Origin of the sequence: Micromonospora sp. NPDC047557 (assembly GCF_043205095.1) — a bacterium.
Taxonomy (GTDB): Bacteria; Actinomycetota; Actinomycetes; order Mycobacteriales; family Micromonosporaceae; genus Micromonospora.
On record NZ_JBIDDK010000008.1, the window covers coordinates 109165 to 130686 of the forward strand.

The 21522-nt window shown below is 73.9% G+C and carries 19 protein-coding genes; 6 read left to right on the forward strand and 13 right to left on the reverse strand.

Features of this window, described 5'->3' with window-relative positions; translation table 11 throughout:
• Positions 1 to 7: 7 nt before the first annotated feature.
• Genes ACGGAQ_RS19990 through ACGGAQ_RS20015 form a run of 6 tightly spaced genes read right to left on the reverse strand, consistent with a single transcriptional unit; the run spans position 8 to position 5427 of the window.
• Positions 8 to 481 carry a 3-hydroxyacyl-ACP dehydratase FabZ family protein gene (locus tag ACGGAQ_RS19990; RefSeq protein ID WP_387184714.1) on the reverse strand — a complete coding sequence of 158 codons (474 nt, stop codon included), beginning with the start codon at positions 479 to 481 and terminating at the stop codon, positions 8 to 10.
• A complete protein-coding gene (locus ACGGAQ_RS19995; protein WP_393051325.1) occupies positions 481 to 951 on the reverse strand; it encodes a hypothetical protein in 471 nt (156 codons plus the stop codon). Before ACGGAQ_RS19995 ends, ACGGAQ_RS19990 begins: the two co-directional genes overlap by 1 nt.
• The gene (fabG, locus tag ACGGAQ_RS20000; protein ID WP_393051327.1) at positions 948 to 1700 is read right to left on the reverse strand and encodes a 3-oxoacyl-[acyl-carrier-protein] reductase; all 753 of its coding nucleotides are present in this window, start codon (positions 1698 to 1700) and stop codon (positions 948 to 950) included. Before fabG ends, ACGGAQ_RS19995 begins: the two co-directional genes overlap by 4 nt.
• A 12-nt stretch (positions 1701 to 1712) precedes the next feature.
• A complete protein-coding gene (locus ACGGAQ_RS20005; protein WP_393051329.1) occupies positions 1713 to 2966 on the reverse strand; it encodes a CaiB/BaiF CoA transferase family protein in 1254 nt (417 codons plus the stop codon).
• Between the two features lie 5 nt (positions 2967 to 2971).
• Entirely contained in the window at positions 2972 to 4111 is a 1140-nt protein-coding gene (locus tag ACGGAQ_RS20010) for a steroid 3-ketoacyl-CoA thiolase (protein ID WP_393051331.1), read from the reverse strand.
• Positions 4112 to 4152: 41 nt separating this feature from the next.
• Positions 4153 to 5427, reverse strand: coding sequence for a cytochrome P450 (locus ACGGAQ_RS20015; RefSeq protein WP_393051333.1), 1275 nt, complete (start codon positions 5425 to 5427; stop codon positions 4153 to 4155).
• 78 nt (positions 5428 to 5505) lie between these two features.
• Between ACGGAQ_RS20015 and ACGGAQ_RS20020 the strand changes: the two genes are divergently transcribed.
• From ACGGAQ_RS20020 to ACGGAQ_RS20030, 3 genes are read left to right on the forward strand one after another with little or no spacing between them, the layout of a single operon-like run.
• Positions 5506 to 6717, forward strand: a complete 1212-nt coding sequence (locus tag ACGGAQ_RS20020) for a cytochrome P450 (RefSeq protein ID WP_393051335.1) — start codon at positions 5506 to 5508, stop codon at positions 6715 to 6717.
• Entirely contained in the window at positions 6714 to 7922 is a 1209-nt protein-coding gene (locus ACGGAQ_RS20025) for a cytochrome P450 (protein ID WP_393051337.1), read from the forward strand. The genes ACGGAQ_RS20020 and ACGGAQ_RS20025 overlap by 4 nt, the downstream gene beginning before the upstream one ends.
• 34 nt (positions 7923 to 7956) lie before the next feature.
• A complete protein-coding gene (locus tag ACGGAQ_RS20030) occupies positions 7957 to 10218 on the forward strand; it encodes a xanthine dehydrogenase family protein molybdopterin-binding subunit (RefSeq protein WP_393051339.1) in 2262 nt (753 codons plus the stop codon).
• A gap of 211 nt (positions 10219 to 10429) precedes the next feature.
• On the opposite strand, the gene ACGGAQ_RS20035 is transcribed toward ACGGAQ_RS20030, so the two are convergent.
• From ACGGAQ_RS20035 to ACGGAQ_RS20045, 3 genes are read right to left on the reverse strand one after another with little or no spacing between them, the layout of a single operon-like run.
• Complete coding sequence (locus ACGGAQ_RS20035) at positions 10430 to 10624, reverse strand: ferredoxin (RefSeq protein WP_393051341.1); 195 nt, start codon at positions 10622 to 10624, stop codon at positions 10430 to 10432.
• Positions 10625 to 10627: 3 nt separating this feature from the next.
• Positions 10628 to 11653 (reverse strand): methyltransferase, encoded by a 1026-nt coding sequence (locus tag ACGGAQ_RS20040; RefSeq protein ID WP_393051343.1) that lies wholly within the window; start codon positions 11651 to 11653, stop codon positions 10628 to 10630.
• Between the two features lie 9 nt (positions 11654 to 11662).
• Positions 11663 to 12700 (reverse strand): methyltransferase, encoded by a 1038-nt coding sequence (locus tag ACGGAQ_RS20045; RefSeq protein WP_393051345.1) that lies wholly within the window; start codon positions 12698 to 12700, stop codon positions 11663 to 11665.
• Between the two features lie 94 nt (positions 12701 to 12794).
• On the opposite strand from ACGGAQ_RS20045, the gene ACGGAQ_RS20050 reads away from it, so the two are divergent.
• A complete protein-coding gene (locus ACGGAQ_RS20050) occupies positions 12795 to 14387 on the forward strand; it encodes a (2,3-dihydroxybenzoyl)adenylate synthase (RefSeq protein ID WP_393051347.1) in 1593 nt (530 codons plus the stop codon).
• Positions 14388 to 14431: 44 nt separating this feature from the next.
• Here the strand turns inward: ACGGAQ_RS20050 and ACGGAQ_RS20055 are convergent, their stop codons facing one another.
• The 3 genes from ACGGAQ_RS20055 to ACGGAQ_RS20065 are packed head-to-tail and all read right to left on the reverse strand — an operon-like array spanning position 14432 to position 17622.
• Positions 14432 to 15568: a class I SAM-dependent methyltransferase gene (locus tag ACGGAQ_RS20055; RefSeq protein WP_393051349.1), complete on the reverse strand. Its 1137-nt coding sequence runs from the start codon at positions 15566 to 15568 to the stop codon at positions 14432 to 14434.
• Positions 15565 to 15870, reverse strand: a complete 306-nt coding sequence (locus ACGGAQ_RS20060; protein WP_007460186.1) for an acyl carrier protein — start codon at positions 15868 to 15870, stop codon at positions 15565 to 15567. The genes ACGGAQ_RS20055 and ACGGAQ_RS20060 overlap by 4 nt, the downstream gene beginning before the upstream one ends.
• Before the next feature lie 24 nt (positions 15871 to 15894).
• Entirely contained in the window at positions 15895 to 17622 is a 1728-nt protein-coding gene (locus ACGGAQ_RS20065; protein ID WP_393051351.1) for an AMP-binding protein, read from the reverse strand.
• Positions 17623 to 17714: 92 nt separating this feature from the next.
• Between ACGGAQ_RS20065 and ACGGAQ_RS20070 the strand changes: the two genes are divergently transcribed.
• Complete coding sequence (locus ACGGAQ_RS20070) at positions 17715 to 18866, forward strand: acyl-CoA dehydrogenase family protein (protein ID WP_393051353.1); 1152 nt, start codon at positions 17715 to 17717, stop codon at positions 18864 to 18866.
• Positions 18867 to 18973: 107 nt separating this feature from the next.
• Here ACGGAQ_RS20070 and ACGGAQ_RS20075 read toward each other — a convergent pair whose 3' ends face one another.
• Positions 18974 to 20371 carry an LLM class flavin-dependent oxidoreductase gene (locus ACGGAQ_RS20075; protein WP_393051355.1) on the reverse strand — a complete coding sequence of 466 codons (1398 nt, stop codon included), beginning with the start codon at positions 20369 to 20371 and terminating at the stop codon, positions 18974 to 18976.
• A gap of 59 nt (positions 20372 to 20430) precedes the next feature.
• Between ACGGAQ_RS20075 and ACGGAQ_RS20080 the strand changes: the two genes are divergently transcribed.
• Positions 20431 to 21513, forward strand: a complete 1083-nt coding sequence (locus ACGGAQ_RS20080; protein WP_393051357.1) for a methyltransferase — start codon at positions 20431 to 20433, stop codon at positions 21511 to 21513.
• Positions 21514 to 21522 lie beyond the last annotated feature (9 nt).

Genomic DNA, 21522 nt, shown 5'->3' on the forward strand with positions numbered 1-21522 from the left:
CTTCCTCTCATCGTTTCCGCTCCGCGATGGCGTCGACCGGTCGGACGACCGCCATCATCGAGCCGAACTCCGCCACCTGGTCGGTCCCCACCCAGCTGGATCCGGCGGCGAACGCGGCGCCGTGCACGACCTGTTCCAGTCGCACCCGGTGCCGGATCACGTCGCCCGGGTACACCGGGCGCAGCAGCACGCAGTCACGGGCCGCGGTGAACATCGGCAGCCCGGTCGTGCCCGGCCCGCGCGACAGCAGCCAGAGCACCGCCGCGCCCTGACCGAACGACTCGATCAGCAGCGAGGCCGGGTAGGCGTACCGGTCGGGGGCCTGCCCCTCGGCGATCCCCCGATAGCAGGGCTCGCAGCCGGTGACCGCCTTCACGGCCTCCAGGCGCACTCCCGGCTCGACGCTGTCGACCCGGTCGAGCAGCAGCATCGGGTACCGGTGCGGCAGCAGGGCCCGCAGCTCGCCGTGGTCAAGTCTCATCAGGCGTTCCCGCCGTCCGCGCTCGGCCAGCGGTAGACCGCGCGCACCGTGGCCGCGTGGACCCCGTCGCCGCGTACGCACCGGGCGGCGACGTCGAAGGACTGGTCGTCGCCGACCGGGCCGACCGACGCCTCGACGGTGAGCGTGTCGCCGGCCAGCAGCGGGGCGAGGAACCGGGCGGAGCGCAACCGGTGCAGCTGGGGCAGCCGGCCGGCGCAGTAGCCGACCGCCGACGTCACGGCCTGCCCGATCGTCTCCAGGGTGAACACGCCCGGATACACGGTCAGCTCCGGAAAGTGCCCGGCCAGGTAGACGTCGGCGGCGTCGACTGTGGTGCCGGCGCGCAGGCTGATCCCGCCGCGCGGGCCGGCGGACACCTCGACCCACTCGATCGCCGGCAGGGGCGCCGCCGCGGCCTGGTACGTGTCGACGGGGCGGGTCGCGGCGCTGAACGCGGGTGCGGCGGTCACAGCACGATCCCCCCGTCCACCCGGATCACCTGGCCGGTGACATAGCCGGCGCGGTCGGAGAGCAGGAACTCGACCAGGTCGGCGACGTCGGCGGGCGCGCCGAAGCGGCCCAGCGGGATCTGCCCCAGCGCCTGCTCGCGCAGCTTCGCCGGCAGCGCGGCGGTCATGTCGGTCTCGATGAAACCGGGGGCGACGACGTTGACCCGTACGCCGTACCCGGCGACCTCCTTGGCCAGCGACAGGCTGAGCCCGATGATGCCGGCCTTGCTGGCGGCGTAGTTGGTCTGCCCGGTGTTGCCGGTGACCCCGGCCACCGAGGACAGGTTGACGATGGCGCCGCGGCGTCGCTTGAGAAAGCGGAACGCGACGGTCCGGCAGGTGTTCCAGGTGCCGGTGAGGTTGGTGCCGATCACGTCGTGCCACTCGTCCGGGGCCATCAGCACCAGCGGCCGGTCCCGGGTGATGCCGGCGTTGTTGACCAGCGCGGTGAGCGGCCCGAGGTGCCGCTCGGCGGCGGTGACGAACGCGTCGACCGCGTCCGGGTCGGTCACGTCGCACGGCCCGAACCACGACCCGACCCCGTACGCCTCGACCTCCGCCCGGGTCTTGTCCGCGGCCTCGCTCGGCGCGCTGTAGCAGCCCGCCACCGCATACCCCTGCGCCGCGAGCCGCAGCGCGACGGCCCGGCCGATTCCCCGGGACACCCCGGTCACCAGCGCGCAGCGCGGCGCGTCGCCTGCCGTTGTCATGTCACCCCCTGCTCATCCGATGGCCCGTTGCGCGCGCAGCCGGTCCCGCGTGGCCGCGTCGACGCCCACCTCGTCGAGAACCCGGTCGGTGTCCGCGCCGGGCTCGGGGGCGCCGGAGCGGACGGCGGTCGGTGTCCGGGAGAACTTGACCGCCGGGCCGGTCAGCGGCGCGGTGCTGCCGTTGGACAGCACCGTCTCCTGCACCATGGCCCGGGCGTGGACCTGCGGGTCGGTCGCGGCCTCGGCGAAGGTCCGCACCCGCTCGGCGGTGATCCCGTTGGCGTCGAGGGTGTCGACCACCTCGGCGCAACTCCGCCCGGCGCACCAGTCGGCGACGACCGCGTTGACAGTGGCGCGGTTGTCGCGGCGTTCCTCGTTTGTCGCGTACCCGGGCGCGCGGGCCAGTTCCGGGCGGCCGACGACCTCGGCCAGGCGACGCCACGAGCGGTCCAGGGCGACCGCCACGTAGACGTGGCCGTCGGCGCACCGGAAGCAGCCGGCCGGCACCACGAAATCGGCCTGGTCGCCCCAGCGGCGCAGCGGCACCCCGGTCGCGCCGAGGGTGAGGTAGCCGTTGCTGGAGAACAGCAGCGAGTCGAGCATGCTCACGTCGACGTGCTGACCCTCGCCGGTGCGGTCGCGGTGGCGCAGCGCGGCGAGCGCGCCGATCACCGCGTGCAGCCCGGCGAGGTCGTCGGCGAGGAAGGTGGGCGCCTTCAGCGGAGCGCCGTCGGGGTCGCCGTTGAGCGCCATCCAACCGGCGGCCGCCTGGGTGGTCGGGTCGTACCCGGGTCGCTGCGCGTCGGGGCCGTACTGGCCGTAGCCGGAGACGGAGACCAGCACCACGTCCGGCCGGACCGCCCGGCACGCCTGGTAGCCGACGCCCCAGGCGTCCAGCGTGCCGGGTTTGTAGTTCTCCACCACCACGTCGGCGGTGGCGACAAGCCGCAGGAAGACCTCGGCCGCGCCGGGGCGGCGCAGGTCGAGCCCGATGCTGCGCTTGTTGCGGTGCACGCTCTGGCGGAACCAGGACAGGCCGGTGCCGGGAATGTCCGGGGGCATCAACCCCTCCCGGTTGCCGGGCATCTCCACGCGCAGGACGTCCGCGCCGAGGTCGGCCAGGACGCAACTGGCGATCGGGCCGGACCAGACCTTCGTGACGTCCAGGACCCGTACGCCGTGCAACGGCCCGGTCAGGTCGTGGCGGGCGTCGGCGTAGAAGGCCGCGGCGTCGCGGGCCGGCGCGGTGCGTGTCTCGGTGTCCATGCCGCCTACTCCCGCACCAGCAGCGACGCCGTGCCGAGCGAGCCGCCGCAGCACATGGTGACCAGGGCGGCCTCGCCGTCGGCGCGTTCCAGCTCGTGCAGGGCGGTCACCAGCAGCCGGGTGCCGCTGCTGCCCAGCGGGTGCCCGAGCGAGATGGCGCCGCCGTTGACGTTGACCCGGTCCAGGTCGGCGTCATGGTGCGCGGCCCAGGACAGCACGACCGCGGCGAACGCCTCGTTGACCTCCACGACGTCGATGTCGTCGAGGGTCCTGCCGGCGCGCTTGAGCAGCTTGCGGGTGGCCACCGTGGGGCCGTCGAGCAGATAGTAGGGGTCGGCGCCGGTGACGATCTGGTGCGTCAGCCGGGCCCGGGGCCGCAGGCCGTGTGCGTCGGCCCGCTCCCGCGACATCCACAGGATCGCTGCGGCGCCGTCGGAGATCTGCGAGGTGGTGCCGGCGGTGTGGATGCCGTCCGGGAGCACCGGACGCAGGGCGGCCAGCCCTTCGGCTGTGGTGTCGCGGATGCCCTCGTCGGCGTCGACCGACGTGCCGTCGGGCAGCGGCACGGGCGTGATCTCCCGGTCGAAGCGGCCCTCGTCGCGGGCCCGCGCCGCGCGCTGCTGCGAGCGCAGCCCGTAGGCGTCGGCGTCCGCGCGGGTCAGCCCCTGCCGGGCCGCGATCCGCTCGGCGCCGCCGAACTGCGCCTTCGGCGGATCGTCGTACGGGTAGTCGGGTGTCTTGTAGTGGCCGGGCCCCTGGTAGAGGTTGGTGCCGACGGGCACCCGGCTCATCGATTCCACGCCGCAGGCGATGCCCACGTCGATGGCGCCGGCGGTGATGAGCGCCGCGATCAGGTGGTTGGCCTGCTGCGCGGAGCCGCAGGAGGTGTCGACGGTGCTCGCCGCGACCTCGTAGTCGAGTCCACTGTTGAGCCAGGCGTTGCGGGTGACGTTGAGGCTCTGCTCGCCGACCTGCGTGACGCAACCGCCGATGATCTGCTCGACCTCGCCGGGTGCGATGCCGGAGCGGCGCAGCACCTCGACCTGCACGTGCCGCAGCAGCTGCACGGCTTTGAGGCCGGACAACACACCCTCGCGCCGGCCGATCGGCGTCCGTACCGCCTCGACGATCACCGCCTCCGGCATGGACTCCCCCTCCTGGTCGGCGCGTGGTGGTTCGCTGGTGCTCAGGCCGGGACGAGCCGGACGCGCAGCTCCTCCAGGCCCCGGAACGTGCTGCTGTGCCGCCATTCGAGGTCGATCTCGTCGGCGTCCGGGTCGGCCAGCTCGATGACCGCGAACCGGTCCACCAGTCGGCGGAAGGCGATCTGCCCTTCGGCGCGGGCGAGCTGCGCGCCGAGGCAGTGGTGCGGGCCCCAGGCGAACGACAGCGGTGTCTCCGGCGGTTCGGCGCCGGCGAAACGGGCGATGTCGAGCCGGTCCGGGTCGGCGTAGCGGGCCGGGTCACGGTTGGCCGCGCCGATCAGGGTGATGACGTGTTCGCCGCTCTTGAGCGGAGTGCCGTCGACGAAGGTGGTGTCCTCGAAGGCGGCCCGGCCCAGCACGTGCACCGGGGAGTCGAAGCGCAGCAGCTCCTCGACCGCGGAGCGGGTCAGCTCCGGTTCGGCGCGCAGCCGCTGCAGCTGGTCGGGGTTGCGGCACAGCGCGTGCGTGCCGAGCCCGATCAGGTCGGTCATGGTCTGGAAGCCGGCGCCGAAGAGCAGCACGATCACCTGGATCAGCTCGTCGACCGAGAGCCGGTCACCGTCGATCTCGACCTGGCCGAGCGCGGAGGCGAGGTCGTCGCGGGGATCCTCGCGGCGCTTGCGGACCAGGTCGGCGAAGTACTCCTCCATCTCGCCGAGCGCCTGATCGGATGCTTTGAGCACCTCCTCCGGGGCGAAGATCTCCAGCCCGCCGGACGCGGCGCGGGTGAGGCGGCGCAGCAGCGGCCAGTCCTGCGGCGGCACGCCGACCAGCTCGCCGATCACCATGACCGGCAGCGGGAAGCCGAACGAGCCGACGATGTCGACCTCGCCGCCGCCGGGGCCGATGCGGGCGGTGATGTCGTCGAGCAGCCCGTCGACGAAGGCGGTCAGTCGGGGGCGCAGGGTCTCGGTACGCCGTGGGGTGAACACCCGGCTGACCAGCCCGCGCAGCCGGGTGTGCTCCGGCCCGTCGAGGAACAGCAGGGTGCGGGCGCCCTCGCGGCCACGGGAGTCGCCCATCCGCGGGCGTTGCGCGGACTTGTCCAGCGACGGGTTGCGCAGCGCGGCCCGGCAGTCGTCGTACGCGGTGAGCACCCAACCCACACCCTGACCGGGCTGTTCCATCCGGTACTTGGGCGCCGCGGTTCGCAGCGCGTGGTAGTGCGGGTACGGGCTGCTGACGGTGGCCGGGGCCTTCATCAGCAACTCCATCGCGATGATCCGGGGGTCAGCGCTCACCACGGTCTCGGTCATGGCTCGGAAGCCTAATAGTGTTTCGCGTATCTCGGAAGTACTTGTTTCTCGTATCTTTGGTTGAGCATACTGGCGGGCATGACCTCGGCCCGTACCGGCATGCCGCCGAGATTCGACGCCCGTGATCCCGCAGTGGTGGCCGACCCCTACCCCACCTACGCGGCGCTGCGCTCGGCCGGCCCGCTGTGCCGGATGGGCCCGGGCAGCTGGGGTGTCACCCGCTACGCCGACGTCGCCCGGCTGGTCCGCGACCAGCGCCTGGGCAGCGAATTCCCGGCCGCCTACCACCGCATGTCGGCCGGCGACGGCGCGGCCGGCGACTTCTTCGGCAGCATCATCCTCTACCGCGACCCGCCCGAGCACGGCCGGCTGCGGCGCCTGATGGCCAAGGCGTTCAGCCCCGCGCTGGTCCGCCGGCTGCGCCCCCGCATCGAGCAGATGGTCACCGAGCTGCTGGCCCCGGCGACCCGCACCGGCGGTTTCGACGCAGTCTCGGATCTCGCTTTTCCCCTGCCGGTGATGGTGGTCTGCGCCCTGATGGGCATCCCGCCGGCCGACCACGAGCGCATCCGTCCGTACGCGCTGGACCTGAGCAAGGCGTTCGCCGCGATCGTGCCCGACGACGACCGCCCGGCCGCCGACCGGGCGGTCGAGTGGCTGCGCGGCTACCTCGGTGACATCCTTCAGCGGCGTCGCGCCGAACCCGGCGAGGACCTGCTGTCCCGGATGCTGGCCGCGACCGACGACGACGGCGCCGTGCTCGGCGACGACGAGATCGTGGACAACGCGGTCTTCGCTTTCTTCGCCGGCTTCGAGACCACCACCAACCTGATCGCCACCGGGGTGGCCGCCCTGCTCGACCACCCCGACCAGCTCGCGCTGCTCCGGTCGGACCCGACCCTGACTCCCCGGGCGGTCGAGGAGTTCCTGCGCTACGACGCTCCGATCCAGGGCGTCGCCCGCCTCGCCCGCGAGGATCTGGACGTCGGCGGCCGCACCATCCGCGCCGGCCGGGTGCTGATCCTGCTGCTGGGCAGCGCCAACCGTGACCCCGACCAGTTCGCCGCGCCGGACCGCCTCGACATCACCCGCGCCGAGAACCCGCACCTGTCCTTCGGCGGCGGCATCCACCACTGCCTCGGCGGTTACCTGGCCCGGGTGGAGGCGCAGGTCGCGTTCGAGACCCTGCTGCGCACGTTCGGCACGCTGAGGGCAGCCGGCCCGCCCCGCCGGCAGACCGACGGGACGCTGCGCTCGTACGCCAGCGTGCCCGTGGCGGTGCGGCCGTGAGCCCCGCCGGCCGCGTCCTGCCGGCGCGGATGGACCCGCTCGCGCCCGAGGTCGTCGCCGACCCCTACCCGACGTACGCGCGGATGCGGGCGGCCGGCCCGCTGTGCCGCTTCGGGCCGGCGAGCTGGGGCGTGACCCGGCACCGGGACGTGGCCGCGCTGCTGCGCGACCGCCGGCTGAGCAACACCTTCCCGGAGGACGACCCGCAGTTCCGGATGGCGCAGGATCTCTCCCGCGAGGTGTTCCGGCGCATCATCCCCACCCGCGATCCGGACGACCACAGCCGGCTGCACCAGCAGATCGTCCGCGCGTTCAGCCCCGGCGTGGCCCGGCGCACCGCGAGCCGCGTCGGCGATCTCGTCGACGAGCTGCTCGCCCCGGCGCTGGACGCCGGCCGCCTGGACGCCGTCGCCGACCTGGCGTTTCCGGTCGCCGCGACAGTCGTGTGCGAACTCATCGGCCTGCCGGCGGCGCGGACCCGCGCCGAGGTCTGGCCCCGCTCGGCGGCGCTGGGCCGGGCCTTCACGCCGTTCCTGCCCGAGGCCGACCGCGCGGCGGCCGACGAGGCCCTCGCCTGGCTGCGCGGGTACGTCCGCGACCTGCTCGCCGACCGGCACGCCGATCCGAACGGCGACCTGCTCGACCGGATGCTCGCCGTGGCCGACCCCGCCGAGGGGACCGAGGAGGTCGTCGACAACATCGTCTTCCTCTGCTTCACCGGCTACGAGACGACAATGAACATGGTCTGCACCGGCAGCATCGCGCTGGCTGACCGACCCGACGAGTGGCGTCGGCTGCGCGCCGACCCGTCCCTCTCAGCCACCGCGGCCGAGGAGTTCGTCCGGTTCGACGCCCCGATCCAGTACACCGCGCGGCTGGCGTTGGCGCCGATCCCGGTCGGCGACCGGGTGATCCGGCCCGGCCGGTCGGTCTTCCTCCTGCTCGGCTGCGCCAACCACGACGAGGACGTCTTCGCCGACCCGGGTCGCGTCGACATCGGCCGGCACCCCAACCCGCACGTCGGCTTCGGCGGGGGCGTACGCGGCTGCCTCGGCGCCGCGCTGGCCCGCATCGAGGGAGCTGTCGTCTTCGAGCGGCTCGCGCACCGGCTCACCGACATCGACCTGGCCGCCGAGCCGGTCCGCGAGCCCAGCGCCCTCTTCCGGTCGTACGCGTCGATCCCGCTCGCCGTCACTCCCGCCTGAGCGGGCGTCGGGCCGCAGCAACCAGGAGTCGCAGATGTCACTGATCGGCCGACCGGTCCGGCGTACCGAGGACCGCGCCCTGCTCACCACCGGCGGCACGTACGTCGACGACGTGCGGGTGCCCGACTCGCTGGAGCTGGTCGTCGTCCGCTCGACCGTGGCCCACGGCCGGCTGCGGGGCCTGGACACCGACGCGGCCCGCCGAGCCCCCGGTGTGGTCGCGGTGTTCACGGCGGCGGACGTGGACCTGCCGCCGCTGCCCCCCGAGGCCGGGGTGCTGAACCAGAAGATGACCACCCCGGTGCTCGCCGACGGCGTGGTGCGCTTCGTCGGCGAACCCGTCGCCGCGGTGCTGGCGACCAGCCGCCCCGCTGCGGTCGACGCCGCCGCCCTCGTCACGGCCGACATCGCGCCCCTGCCGGTGCTGGTCGACCCCGAGGAGGCCCTCACCGACGAGCTGGTGCTGCACCCCGAGGCCGGCACGAACATGGTGCTCAAACTGGGCTTCCGGCGCCCGGCCGGACGCGCCGAGCTGCACGAGGGCGCCGAGGTGGTCGTCCGGCAGCGGATGCGTAACCCCCGGGTCGCGCCCTGCCCGCTGGAGGCCCGCGCCGGGCAGGCCGAGTGGGGGCCGGACGGGCTGCGCTACCGCGCCGGCAGCCAGGCCGTGCACCTGTGGCGGGGCCAGCTCGCGGCGGCCCTCGGTGAGCCGGAGGAACGGGTCCAGGTGGTCAACGGCGACGTCGGCGGGGCGTTCGGCTCCAAGGCGTTCGCCAGCCGGGAGGACGTCCTGGTCGCCTGGGCCAGCCGCCGGCTCGGCCGCCCGGTGCGCTGGGCGGAGACCCGCAGCGAGAGCATGACCGCCGCCGGGCACGGCCGCGCCCAGCACCAGAGCGCCGAGCTGGGCGGCACCCGCGACGGGCGGATCGTGTCGTACGCGCTGGAGGTCGTGCAGGACGCCGGGGCGTACCCGCGCATCGGCGCGATCCTGCCGTTCTGGACCCGGACGATGCTCACCGGCCCGTACGCGATCAGCCGGGCGAAGTTCAGCTCGTCCAGCGTCACCACCACGACCACACCGGTGGTGTCGTACCGGGGGGCCGGGCAGCCGGAGGCCGTCGCCGCGCTGGAGCGGATGGTCGACGTGTACGCGGCGGAGATCGGCCTGGACCCGGCCGAGGTGCGCCGGCGCAACCTGCTGCCGCCGGAGAGCTTCCCGGTCACGACGGTCACGCGCGCCCGCTACGACACCGGCGACTACCCGGCGGCGCTGGAGCGGGTGCTCGCCGAGGCCGACTACCCGGCGTTGCGCGCCGAGCAGGCGGCCCGTCGCGAGCGCGGCGACGTCCAGCAGCTCGGGATCGGCCTGTCCACCTTCGTGGAGATCACCGGCGCGGACACCCGCAGCGAGTACGCCTCGATCCGCGTCGACACCACCGGCCGGTTCACCGTCCACTCTGGCACCTGCCCGCACGGCCAGGGCCACGTCACCGCGTGGGCGATGCTCGCCGCCGACGTGCTCGCCGTGGCGCTGGACCGCGTCGACGTACGCCACTCCGACACCGCGACGATCCCGGCTGGCGGCGGCACCGGAGGGTCCCGGTCGTTGCAGACCGGCGGCATGGCGGTCCGCGAGGCAGCCCTGGCCCTGGTGGAGCGGGGCCGGGACGCGGCGGCCGGACACCTGGGCGTGGCCCGCGACGAGGTGGAGTACGCCGCGGGACGGTTCCGCTCGACCGTCGGGCACGTCGTCCACTGGACCGAGCTGGCCGCCGACGAAGGTCCGAGCGGTGGGCTGTCGGCAGAGGCGACCTTCCAGCCGACGGCGGCGACCTGCCCGTTCGGCGCGCACCTGGCGGTGGTGCTTGTCGACACCGAGACCGGCCAGGTGACCCTGCGCCGAGTGGTGGCCGTCGACGACGCGGGCGTGCTGCTCAACCCGCTGCTGGCCGAGGGGCAGGTGCACGGCGGCCTGGCGCAGGGCGCCGGTCAGGCGCTGGTGGAGGAGGTCCGTTTCGCCGCCGATGGCACGCCTCTGCACGGTGACCTGCACCGGTACGCCATGATCGGCGCGGCCGAGCTGCCCTCCTTCGAGACGGTGGCGACGCAGACCCCCACTCCGGTGAACGCGCTCGGCGCCAAGGGCCTTGGTGAGTCGGGTGCAGTGGGACTTCCGCCGGCGGTGCAGAACGCCGTGGTCGACGCCGTCCGCCACCTCGGCGTGCGGCACATCGACATGCCGGTCACCGCCGAGCGGGTCTGGACGGCCATCCGGGAGGCGTACGCCGTCCGCTAGCTCCGACGCCACCGCGCTCCGCGGGCGGCGGGCGGCGGGGGATGCGTAGGCCCGTCCTTTGCTCTGCTTCAACCCACGCAACACCACGCGTCCGTTATCCGGACACCGGGTGTTGCCTCCGTTGAAGCAGAGCAAAGGATCCGATGCGCAGGCGTAGCCCCTACGTCCTCGACCCGGTGCAGGCACGGGCGTGCCGGGATCGGGTACGTCGTCAGTCGTCCACGACGGACAGCGCCTGCTTCGGGCAGCGGCGGGCGGCCTCGCGCACCCGGGCGCCCAGCGAGCCTTCCAGCGGCTGTTCGGTGATGTGCAGTCGGTCGTCCTCACCGACGTCGAACACCTCCGGCGCCTGCCCCACGCAGACCGCGTTGCTCTCGCAGCGGGAGAAGTCCACGACCAGTCGCATCGCTCACGCCTCCGTCTTCGCGACGATCTCGAGGATGGGGAACATCATGGTGGGCACGCTGCGCGCCAGCCGCAGGTCGGCGGCGTCCAGCAGCCGTTCGATGTGCTCGCGGGAGCGGGCGCCGCCGCCGACCATGGCCAGCAGGAGCAGGTCGTAGAGGCGGCCCACGTCGAAGCGGTCGCCGGCCTCGACCACCGGCTCCAGCACCAGCAGCCGGCTGTCGGGCCGCATCGCCGTCCGCACCGCGCTCAGCAGCCGTACGGCGTTGTCGTCGTCCCAGCCGTAGAGGATCCGCTTGAGCAGGTACGCGTCCGCGCCGGCCGGGATGGTCTCGAAGAAGCTGCCGCCGGTCACCGTGCACCGCTGGGCCACGCCGAGCTTCTGCAGCACCGGTTCGGCCTCGGCGACCACGTGCGGCAGGTCGAACAGGGTGCCCCGCAGCTGCGGGAAGCGGGCCATGATGCCGCCGAGGAAGGCGCCGTTGCCGCCGCCGACGTCGACCACTGTGGTCAGTTCGCCCCACGGGTACGCGGGCAGCGCGGCCCGCAGCTCCAGCCGCGTGGCCGCCTGTTGGGAGGCGTCGAAGCGGGCGCTGTCGTGTGGATGGGCGGCCATGTACGGCCAGTAGCCCTCAGGGTGGACCTGGTCGAACGACGCCTCTCCGGTGCGGATGCTGTGGTCGAAGTGGGCCCACGCCTCGATGTCGGGCTCCAGCAGCGGGTACGCGTCGCGCAGCGACAGCGGGTGGTCGGTGCGCAGCGGCTCGGCGAGTTTGGTCAGGCCGAACACCTCCGGTTCGACCTCGGTGAAGATGCCCTTGCCGGCGAGTGCCCGCAGGGCGCGCAGCAGCGACGGGGCGTGCGCGCCGGTGGCCTCGGCCAGCTCGCTCACCGGCCGGGGCCCGTCGACGAGCTGGTCGGCGACGCCCAGCTCGGCGACCGCGCGCACGGTGAACGGCACGATGTAGTCGGCCAGCTCGGTCAGTCGGAACACCGACTCGATGTCGATCCGGGGTCGGCTCGGGGCCATCGATACCTCCTAGGGGGATGTCAGCTGCGGCCCGGCGGGACCGGCGGCGATCACGGTGAGGGTGGGCGTGGCGACGACCCGGTCCAGCCGCAGGCCGGCGCCGGCCAACAGGTCGACGAGGTCGTCGCGGGTGCGGTGCCGACCGCCGGTGAGCACCAGGGTGTGCAGGTCGACGAGCTTGGCGACGTCGAAGACGTCGCCGGTGGGGATGATCGCTTCCAGCAGCAACAGCCGGCTTCGCGGGCCCATCGCCGCGGCGATGCGGCGCAGGATGGCCGTGGCGTCGGCGTCCTCCCAGCCGGGCAGGATCGTCTTGAGCACGTACAGGTCGGCGCCGGCCGGCAGCGGGTCGAAGAAGCTGCCGGCCACGATCCGGCACCGGTCGGCCACCCCGGCCCGGGCGAGCAGGGCCGGCGCGGCGGCCACCACGTGGGGCAGGTCGAGCAGGGTGCCGTGCAGGTGCGGGCAGCGGCTGAGCAGGCCGGCCAGGAACGCGCCGTCACCGCCGCCCACGTCGACGACGTGGCCGGCCTGCGCCCACGGCCACGCCGGCAGCACGGTGCGCAGGTGCAGCCGGGTCAGGCTCGACATCCAGCGGTCGACGGCGAGGCTGTCGGCGGGGTGCCCGGCCAGGTAGGACCAGTAGTCGGCGCCGTGGACGCGGGGGAAGGCGGCCTCCCCGGTGCGCAGGCACCGGGCGAGCCCGGCCCAGGCGCGCACGTCCGCGGCCATCAGGGGGTACGCGTCGCGCAGCGACAGCGGGTGGTCGGTGCGCAGCGGCTCGGCGAGTTTGGTCAGGCCGAACACCTCGGGTTCGACCTCGGTGAAGATGCCCTTGCCGGCGAGTGCCCGCAGGGCGCGCAGCAGCGACGGGGCGTGCGCGCCGGTGGCCTCGGCCAGCTCGCTCACCGGCCGGGGCCCGTCGACGAGCTGGTCGGCGACGCCGAGCTGGGCGATCACCCGGATGGTGAACGGCACGATGTAGTCGGCAAGTTCGGTGAGCCGGGTCAGCGCACCGAGGTCGGTACGGGGCCGCGCCGCCAGCATCAACCGCCTCCACTATCACGTGTCTTGTATCTCGTGTATCTGCACACTAGCTTGTGAGCGGGTCGCTGTCACCGTCGTTCACGGGAGGCACGGGATGCTGGACGGATGTGTGAGCTGGCCGCGGGAGCTGGCCGAGCGCTACCGCGCGCAGGGCTACTGGCGCGGCGAATCCCTCGCTGACCTGGGCCGGGAGTGGGCACGGACCGACCCGGAGCGCGCCGCGCTGGTCACCGACTCACAGCGGGTGAGCTACGGCGACCTCGACCGCCGGGCCGACCGGATGGCCGCCGGGCTGCGCGCCCACGGCATCGGCCGGCACGACCGGGTGGTGGTCCAACTGCCCAACAGCGTCGAGTTCGTGGTGCTGTGCCTGGCGCTGTTCCGCCTGGGCGCGCTGCCCGTCCTGGCCCTGCCGGCGCACCGGCGCGCGGAGATCGGCCACCTGTGCGCGCACACCGAGGCGGTCGCGTACGTGACGGTCGACCAGGTCCAGGGGTACGACCTGCGCAAGCTCGCCGCCGACGTACGGGCCGAGACGCCGTCGCTGCGGGAGGTGTTCGTCGTCGGTGACCCCGGCGAGTTCACCGCCCTGTCCGACGTGGACGCCGATCCGGTGCCGCTGCCCGCCCCGGACCCGTCGGACGTGGCGTTCTTCCTGCTCTCCGGCGGCTCGACCGGCCTGCCGAAGCTGATCCCCCGCACCCACGACGACTACGCGTACCAGCTGCGGGCGACCGCGGCCGCGATGGGTTTCGGGCCGGACGGGGTCTATCTCGCCGCGCTGCCGGTCGCCCACAACGCGGCGCTCGGCTGCCCCGGCGTCCTCGGCGCGCTGCGGGTCGGCGCCACCGCCGTGCTGGCCGGCAGTCCCAGCCCCGACGAGGCGTTCCGGCTGATCGCCCGCGAGCGGGTCACCCTGACCACGCTGATGCCGCCCTTCCTGCCGCTGTGGGCCGACCTCGCGCCGATGCTCGGCGCCGACCTGTTCGGCCTGGTGGTCGAGGTCGGCGGCGCCAACCTCAGCCCGGCGGTGGCCGAGCGGGTGACCCGGGAGCTGGGGATCCGACTGGCGCACTTCTTCGGCATGGCCGAGGGCCCGATCTGCTGCACCCGCCCGGACGACCCGCCGGAGCTGGCCGCGCACACCCAGGGTCGTCCGCTGTCCGCCGCCGACGAGTTCCAGGTGGTCGACGAGGACGGCCGGCAGGTCGTGCCCGGCGAGGTCGGTGAGTTGATCGTGCGCGGCCCGACCACCCTGCGCGGCTACTACCGGGTGCCGGAGTACAACGCGCGCACCTTCACCCCGGACGGCTTCCTGCGCACCGGCGACCTGGTCCGCTGGACGCCGACGGGTGAGCTGGTCGTCGTCGGCCGGATCAAGGAGGTCGTCAACCGCGGCGGCGAGAAGGTGCCGGCCGGCGAGGTCGAGGAGCACCTGCTCGCCCACCCGGCGGTCCGCGAGGTAGCCGTGCTCGCCGTCCCCGACCGGGTCCTGGGCGAGAAGACCTGCGCGGTGGTGGTGCCCCGCGCCGACGCCCCCACCCTGGGACAGTTGCGGGACTTCCTCACCGAGCGGGGGCTGGCCGCGTACAAGCTGCCGGACCGGTTGGAGCTGCGCACGGCGCTGCCGCACACGCCGGTGGGCAAGGTGGACAAGCGGGCGCTCGGCGCCGAACTGGCGGGCTGAAAAGGGGGCGGGGGACGGCGTCGCCGCCCTCCCCCGCCCCCTTTTCAGCCGGTCAGGTGGTACAGCCGGTGGAACCGGTCGTCCACCGGCACGATCTGCACGTCGGCGAACCCGGCCTCGGTGGCGAACCGGCGGACCTGCGCGGGGCGCAGGACCGTGCCGCTGGCCGTCGAGTCGGGCCCGGCCAGACCGGCCGGCAGGCAGTGCAGCACGCTTGTGGCGTACTGGAAACGCTCGATCTCGTCGCCGGGTGCGACGAACCGGTGCGCCACCTTGGCGTCGAGCACCAGCACCGCGCCCGCGTCGGCGCGCAGCCGCCGGCACGCCCGCAGCACCGACACCGGCTGACTCATCTCGTGCAGCGCGTCGAAGACGCAGACCAGGTCGTACCGGCCGGCCAGCTCCGGGTCCACGACGTCGCGCCGGTGGAACCGCACGCGGTCGGCCACGCCGGCGGACGCGGCGTTCGCCTGCGCCGCGGCCACCGTCGGCGCGTCCAGGTCGTAGCCGTCGACCTCGGCGAGGGGGTACGCCCCGGCCAGCGCGATCGCCGCCCAGCCCGCGCCGCAACCGATGTCGGCGATCCGGCTCGGCGCGGCGGCGAGCCGCTGGTGGAGGTGCGGCAGCGCCGAGGAGAGCCAGCCCGGCAGGGAGTACGTGAACAGCGCCCGGTTGGCGCCCGAGTGCCCGTGCCGCCAGTCGTCGCCGTACACCTCGTCGGGCACCCCGGCGCCGGTGCGGTACGCGTCGAGCAGCGCCGGCAACGCGCCGGCCACCCCGCCCAGCGGCAGCATGGTCAGCGACACCAGCGACAGCGGGCTGTCCGAGGCGAGTAGCACCTCGGCGTGCCCCGGCGGCAGCCGGTAGACCCGCCGCTCGGGGGCGGCCGTCACGTCGTCCACCTCGATGAACCCGGCGACGGCCTGCTGTTCCAGCCACTCCCGCGCGTACCGGCTGTCGATCCCGGTACGCGCGCACAGCTCGGCCACGTCGGCCGGGCCCTGGTCGAGCGCCTCGTAGAGCCCCAGCCGGGCGCCGAGGTAGCCGGCCAGCAGTTCCTGGGTGTGCAGCATGGCCAGGAACAGCCGCAGCGACAACGCCCGGGCCCGCTGGTCCGACTCGCCGGGCGTCGGGCCGCGCAGTGTCGCCGCGCCCGGTGCGTTCCCCGGGCGGCCGGTCAACTGGCCAGCTCGCCGCGCGAGCGCAGGATGTCCTTCACGTGCTCCACCACCGCGTCGATCGTGACGATCTTGCGGGCGGTCGTCTCGTCGATCGGTGGCAGCTCGAACTCGTCCTCCAGGGTGAAGGCCAACTCCAGCAGCGCGAGGGAGTGGAAGCCGAGGTCCTCGACCAGCCGCGAGTCACCCGCGCCCTCGGTCTGCTCCGGGTTGGGTGCCAGTTCGGTGACGATCGCCGTCACCGAGTCCCGCACCTCCGCCTCGGTCCGCACCTCGGCTGTCGTCGACCTGGTCGCGTCGGTCATTCCCGCCTCCTGTCCGAACGTCCCTCAGGACGCCGTCGTCGTCTGCTCGGTCTGGTCCCGCTGACCGGCCGCTCCCGTGGTGACCACGGTGCCGGGCAGCCGGTCATCGACGAACGCCTGCCACAGCTGGCGTCGTTTGGGTTTGCCACTGGAGGTGCGGGCGATGGTGCCGCGTGGGGCGTCCACGATGACGACCTGCGCGCCCTCCGCCCGGCGGCGCAGCTCGCGCTCCGCCTGGGCCAGCCACTCCGGCTGGGCCTGCTCGAACACGGCCACGACTGTCGCGGTGCCGCCCCGGTGGCCCAGCAGCGCGGCCATCCGCTGCGCCGGCACGCCGGGGCGGCAGATGGCCCATTCGAGGTCCTCGGCGAAGACCGCCCGGCCGCGAACCTTCATGCTGTCGCCGAGCCGGCCCAGCACGTGCAACTGCCCGTCGTGCAGGAAGCCGGCGTCGGCGGTGCGCAGCACCCCACCGCCCAGCGCGGTCTGCGACGCCGAGTCGTTGGCGTTGACGTACCCCTTCGCGACGGACGGGCCGTGCACCTCGATCTCGCCGACCACCCCGTCCGGCAGGGGCGTGCCGGCCTCGTCCACGATCCGCACCCGTACCCCGGTCAGCGGCCGGCCGCAGCCCACCACCGGGTACGCCTCGACGCCCCCGTCGACGCCCTCGGCCGGGTCCGGGACGGCCCGCGCGCCCAGCCGCAGCCGGTCCGGGCGCAGCTCGACGGCGTGGTACAGCTCGTCGAGCGGCAGTCCGGTGACGGCCAGGGTCGCCTCCGCCAGCCCGTACGCGGGCAGCAGCGCGCGGGGGTCGAAGCCGTGCGGGCCGAGCAGCGCGCAGAAGCGGCGCAGCGCCTCGGCGTCGACGCGTTCGGCGCCGACGATGACCGCGCGCCAGGCGGAGAAGTCCAGCCCGGTCAACGCCTCGGGGCGTACGCGGCGGGCGATGTACTCCAGCCCGAAGTTCGGCATCGAGGTCAGCCGCGCGCCGCGTGCCCCGAAGCAGCGCAGGTAGCGCCCGGGGTTGCGGACGAACTCCTCCGGCGGCATCAGCCACAGGTCGCTGGTGTTGACCACCGGGGTGACGAGGCAGCCGATGAGGCCCATGTCGTGGTGCACCGGCAGCCAGGACGCGGTCGGGTCGTCGGGGGTCATCGCCAGCCACCGCCGGATCGCCGCGACGTTGGCGGCCAGCGCGGCGTGCGGCACCTGCACGCCCCGGGCGCGGCCGCTGGAGCCGGACGTGAACTGCAGCAGGGCGAGCGGGCCAGGCGCCGCGACCGCTGCGCGGGAGCCGCTGGCGGCGTCGGCCAGCTCGTCGGCGCTCAGCACGCGCCGGACGCCGGCGGTGGCGGCCAGCGGCGCGATCGCGGCGGTGAGGGTGGACGCGCAGACCACCACCCGTGGCGCGGCGGCGCGCAGGAGGCCCGAGACGTGCTCGCCGTAGACCGCGCGGTCCTGGAAGTTCAGCGGCGGGGCGATCGGTGAGGGCGCCGCCCCGGCGGCCATCGCGGCGAACAGCGTGGCGACGAAGTCGGGGCCGGCCGGCTCGACGATGGACACCACGTCGCCCGGGACCACCCCGACCGCCCGCAGGCCGGCCAGGATCACCCGGGTCCGGTCGGCCAGCTCGGCGTACGACAGGAAGGTCCAGTCGTCGCCCGCGGCGGCGAAGTGCACGCCCCGGTCCGGCCGGGGATGCTCCAGCCAGCTCAGCAGCGGCGATTCCGAAACGGCGCGTTCGGTCATCGGCCCGTCACCTCCTCCCCCAGTACGTCTATCCGAGATTGATAGCAGATACAAGGCTAAACAAGATACGAGGAAGACGATAGAGTCCAACCGTGACCAGTACGCTTCCCCGCGTCGACGGACTGCTCCCCGCGCTCGCCGAGCGGGCGGCCGAGATTGACCGGGCGGGCCGGGTCCCCGAGGACGTTCTCGCCGAGCTGAGCGCCGCAGGCTGTCTGCGGATGCTGGTGCCGGCCGCCTACGGTGGCGCGGACCTGCCGCTGGGCGAGGCCCTGCGCGTCATCGAGCAGCTCTCCACGGCGGACGCCTCCACCGGCTGGCTGATCGGCCAGGTCGGCCTGGCGCACCTGCTGTTCGCCTGCTTTCCCGAGGCCGCCCGCGACGAGATCTACGCGCACGGCCCGGACGTGCTGGGCGCCGGCGCGGTCGCGCCCAAGGGCCGGGCGGCCCCGGACGGCGCGGGCGGCTGGCGGGTCAACGGCCAGTGGCCGTTCGTGACCGGCAGCCCCCAGGCGAGCTGGATCTACCTGAACTGCATCGTGCTCGACGGCCGGACCCCCCGCACCCTGCCCAACGGGGCTCCGCTGACCCGGATGGTGCTCTTCCCGGCCGGCGAGTTGGAGCAGGTCGACACGTGGCAGGTGCTGGGGCTGCGCGGCACGGCCAGCCAGGACGTGCGGGCGGCCAGCCGGAGCTGCCCCGAGCACCGCGGCTTCAGCCTGGTCGGCGACGGCGACGACGTGCGCCGCACGGTCTTTCGCATCGCCCAGGCCGGGCTACTCATCGCCGCTGTCGACCTCGGCATCGCGCAGGGGGCCGTGCACGATGCGGCGGCGCACGCCGCCGCCGGCCGCCGGCGGACGTTCAGCACCCGCTCACTGGCGGACTCCCCGGTGTTCCACGACCGGCTCGGCGAGGCGCACGTGGCCCTGCGCGCAGCCCGGGCGCTGCTACACCGCGAGGCGGCCACCGCCTGGGAGACCGCGCGGCGCGGCGAGGTGCTCAGCGCGCTGGACCGCGCCTGCCTGCGGGCCACCGCGACGCAGGTCACGGCCACCGCGCTACAGGCGGTGCAGACGGCGTACGCGCTGGCCGGCGCGTCGACGGTGTTCGACTCGTCGCCGCTGCAACGCCGGCTGCGCGACATCAACACCGCGACGCAGCACTTCGTCAACAGCCGCGACAGCTACGCCACGGTCGGCGCGCTGCTGGCCGGCGCGGACGTCGACACCACGATGTTCTGACCACACGGCGTCGGCATGTCAGCCAGCAGTGCGAGCCGGCCGTGGGCTAAGCGGCATCCGAGCCGGCCGTGGGCTCGGCGGCGTGCGAGCCGGCCGTGCGCAGCGGGTCAGCCGCGCGCGGCGGCGGGTTCGGCCGGCGCCGGCGTATCCCGGGCCGGCACCCGGGCCGGCACGGGCGCGCCGGCGCCGAAGTAGCGCTCCCGCAGAGTCCGCTCGGCCGGGTCGTACGCGGTGCGGAACAGGCCACGGCGCTGCAACTCCGGCACCAGCAGGTCGCAGATGTCGTCGATGCCCTGAGTCGTCGGGCAGGGGATCAGGTTGAAACCGTCCACGTCGGCCACCGCGCACCACTCCTCCATCCGGTCGGCCACCTGCTCGACAGTGCCGAAGAGGGTCACCGGCGCTCCGGTGCGGGGCCGGCGGGCGGTCGCCACCAGGTAGCGCACGTCGCCGACCGTCCAGGTGCGCTCCGGCCCGAGTCGGCGCAGGAAACCCACGAAGCTCTGGCTGCCCTGCCCGGCGATCTCCGCCACCGGCGTCTCGTCCGGGTACGCCGCGAGGTCCACGTCCATCCAGCCGCACCACTTGGCGAGCTGGCCCTCGCCGCTCCACAGCGCCACGTACTCCTCGGCACGTCGGCGGGCCTCCGCCCGGGTCGGGGCGACCATCACCATGCTGCCCTGCAACGCCTTCACCGAGCGCGGGTCGCGCCCGTGTGCGGCCACCTCGGCGCGCAGCCGGGCCACCTGCGACGCGCCGCTGGCCGGGTCCGCCATGGTCAGGAAGACCACCTCGGCGTGCCGGGCGGCGAACGTCATCCCCCGCCCGGACGCCCCGGCCTGATAGAGCACGGGGGTGCGCTGCGGCGACGGCTCGCACTGGTGCGGGCCCCGCACGGAGAACCAGCGCCCCTCGTGGCCGATCTCGCGCACCCGGTCCGGGTCGGTGAAGACGTTCGCCGCGACGTCACGCCGGACCGCGTCGTCGTCCCAGCTCTCCTCCCACAGCCGGCGGGCCACCTCGACGTACTCGTCGGCCCGGTCGTAGCGCTCGTCGTGGTCCAGGTACGAGCCGAGCCCGTTCGCCGACGCGGACCGCAGATACGAGGTGACGATGTTCCAGGCGACCCGTCCGCCGGTGAGGTGGTCCAGCGAGCTGAACACCCGCGCGCACTCGTACGGGGCGTGGTACGTCGTCGAGTAGGTGACGGCGAGGCCCAGCCGGGAGGTGGTGGCCGCGATCGCCGGCAGCACGAGCAGCGGGTCGATCGACGGGATCTGCACGGCGTGCCGCACGGCCGCCCGCCAGGAGCCCTGGTAGACGTCGTAGGTGCCGTGCACGTCGGCGAAGAAGAGCGCGTCCAGGCAGGCGGCCTCCAGCCTGCGACCCAGCTCGACCCAGTAGCCGAGATCGCGGTAGCCGGTGGCGCTGCGGTCGGCGGGGTGCCGCCAGAACCCCTTGAACTGCGGTGACGGCGAGCACTGGGTGAACAGGTTCAGATGCACGTATCAAGTGTCTCGTATGCTATCTGGTATCGCAACGCTCGACCGGATACCGTACGGACATGCCCGTGACGCCTCGCATCGACCTCGCGTCGGTCACCCGCCTCACCGAACTGGCCGACTACATCGTTCCGTTCACCATCCGGGTCATGTGTGACCTCGCGGTCGCCGACCAGCTCATCGAGGGTCCGTTGCCGGTGGACGTGCTGGCCCGGCGCGTCGGCGCCGACCCCGGCGCGTTGACCCGTGGCCTGCGCGCGCTGGCCGGCCGGGGCATCTTCACCGAGGTCACGCCCGAGGTCTTCGGGCTCACCCCACTTGCCGAACCGCTGCGCAGCGACCATCCCTTCTCGGTCCGCGAGTGCTTCCCCCTCATGCCGCCGGACATCTACTCGTGGGCGCGGCTGACGCACAGCCTGCGCACCGGCGAGACCGCGTTCGGGCACGTGCACGGCGGCACGCGCTACTACGACCACTTCGCCGACCACCCCTACGAGTGCGTCCGGTTCGAGCGGTCGGCCGAGAGCGTCAACCCGTTCGTGCTGCGCACCGTGGCGCCGGCGTTGAATCTGGGCACGGCCCGGACGCTCGTGGACGTGGGCAGCGGGCACGGCACCTTCGTCGCCGGCCTGCTCGCCCGCCACCGCGAGCTGCGCGCGATCCTGCTCGACCTGCCGCACGTGGTGACCGAGGCACCGGACGTGCTGGCCCGCGCGGGCGTGGCCGACCGGTGCGAGGTCCGCGGCGGCAGCTTCTTCGACCCGCTGCCCGAGGGCGCCGACGTGTACCTGCTCAAGACGATCATTCACGACTGGCCGGACGAACAGGCCGCGGCGATCCTGCGCAACGTCCGCGCCGCCGCCCGGCCCGACAGCCGACTGGTCATCGTCGAGTCGGTGAGCCGCTACGGCAACCACGACGACACCGGCAAGGTGATGGACGTCAAGGCGCTCGCGCTGTTCGGCGGGCGGACCCGGACCGAGCCGGAGTTCCGCGCGCTGCTCGACGAGGCCGGGTTCCGGCTGTCGCGGATCACGCCGACCTCGTCGATGTCGGTCCTGGAGGCCGTGCCGGCGGTGCCCGCGCCCAACGGCGACCGGGCCACCGGCAGACCGGCCGTCGCGGCGGCCGGCCGGACGGCCTGAGGAGACCGG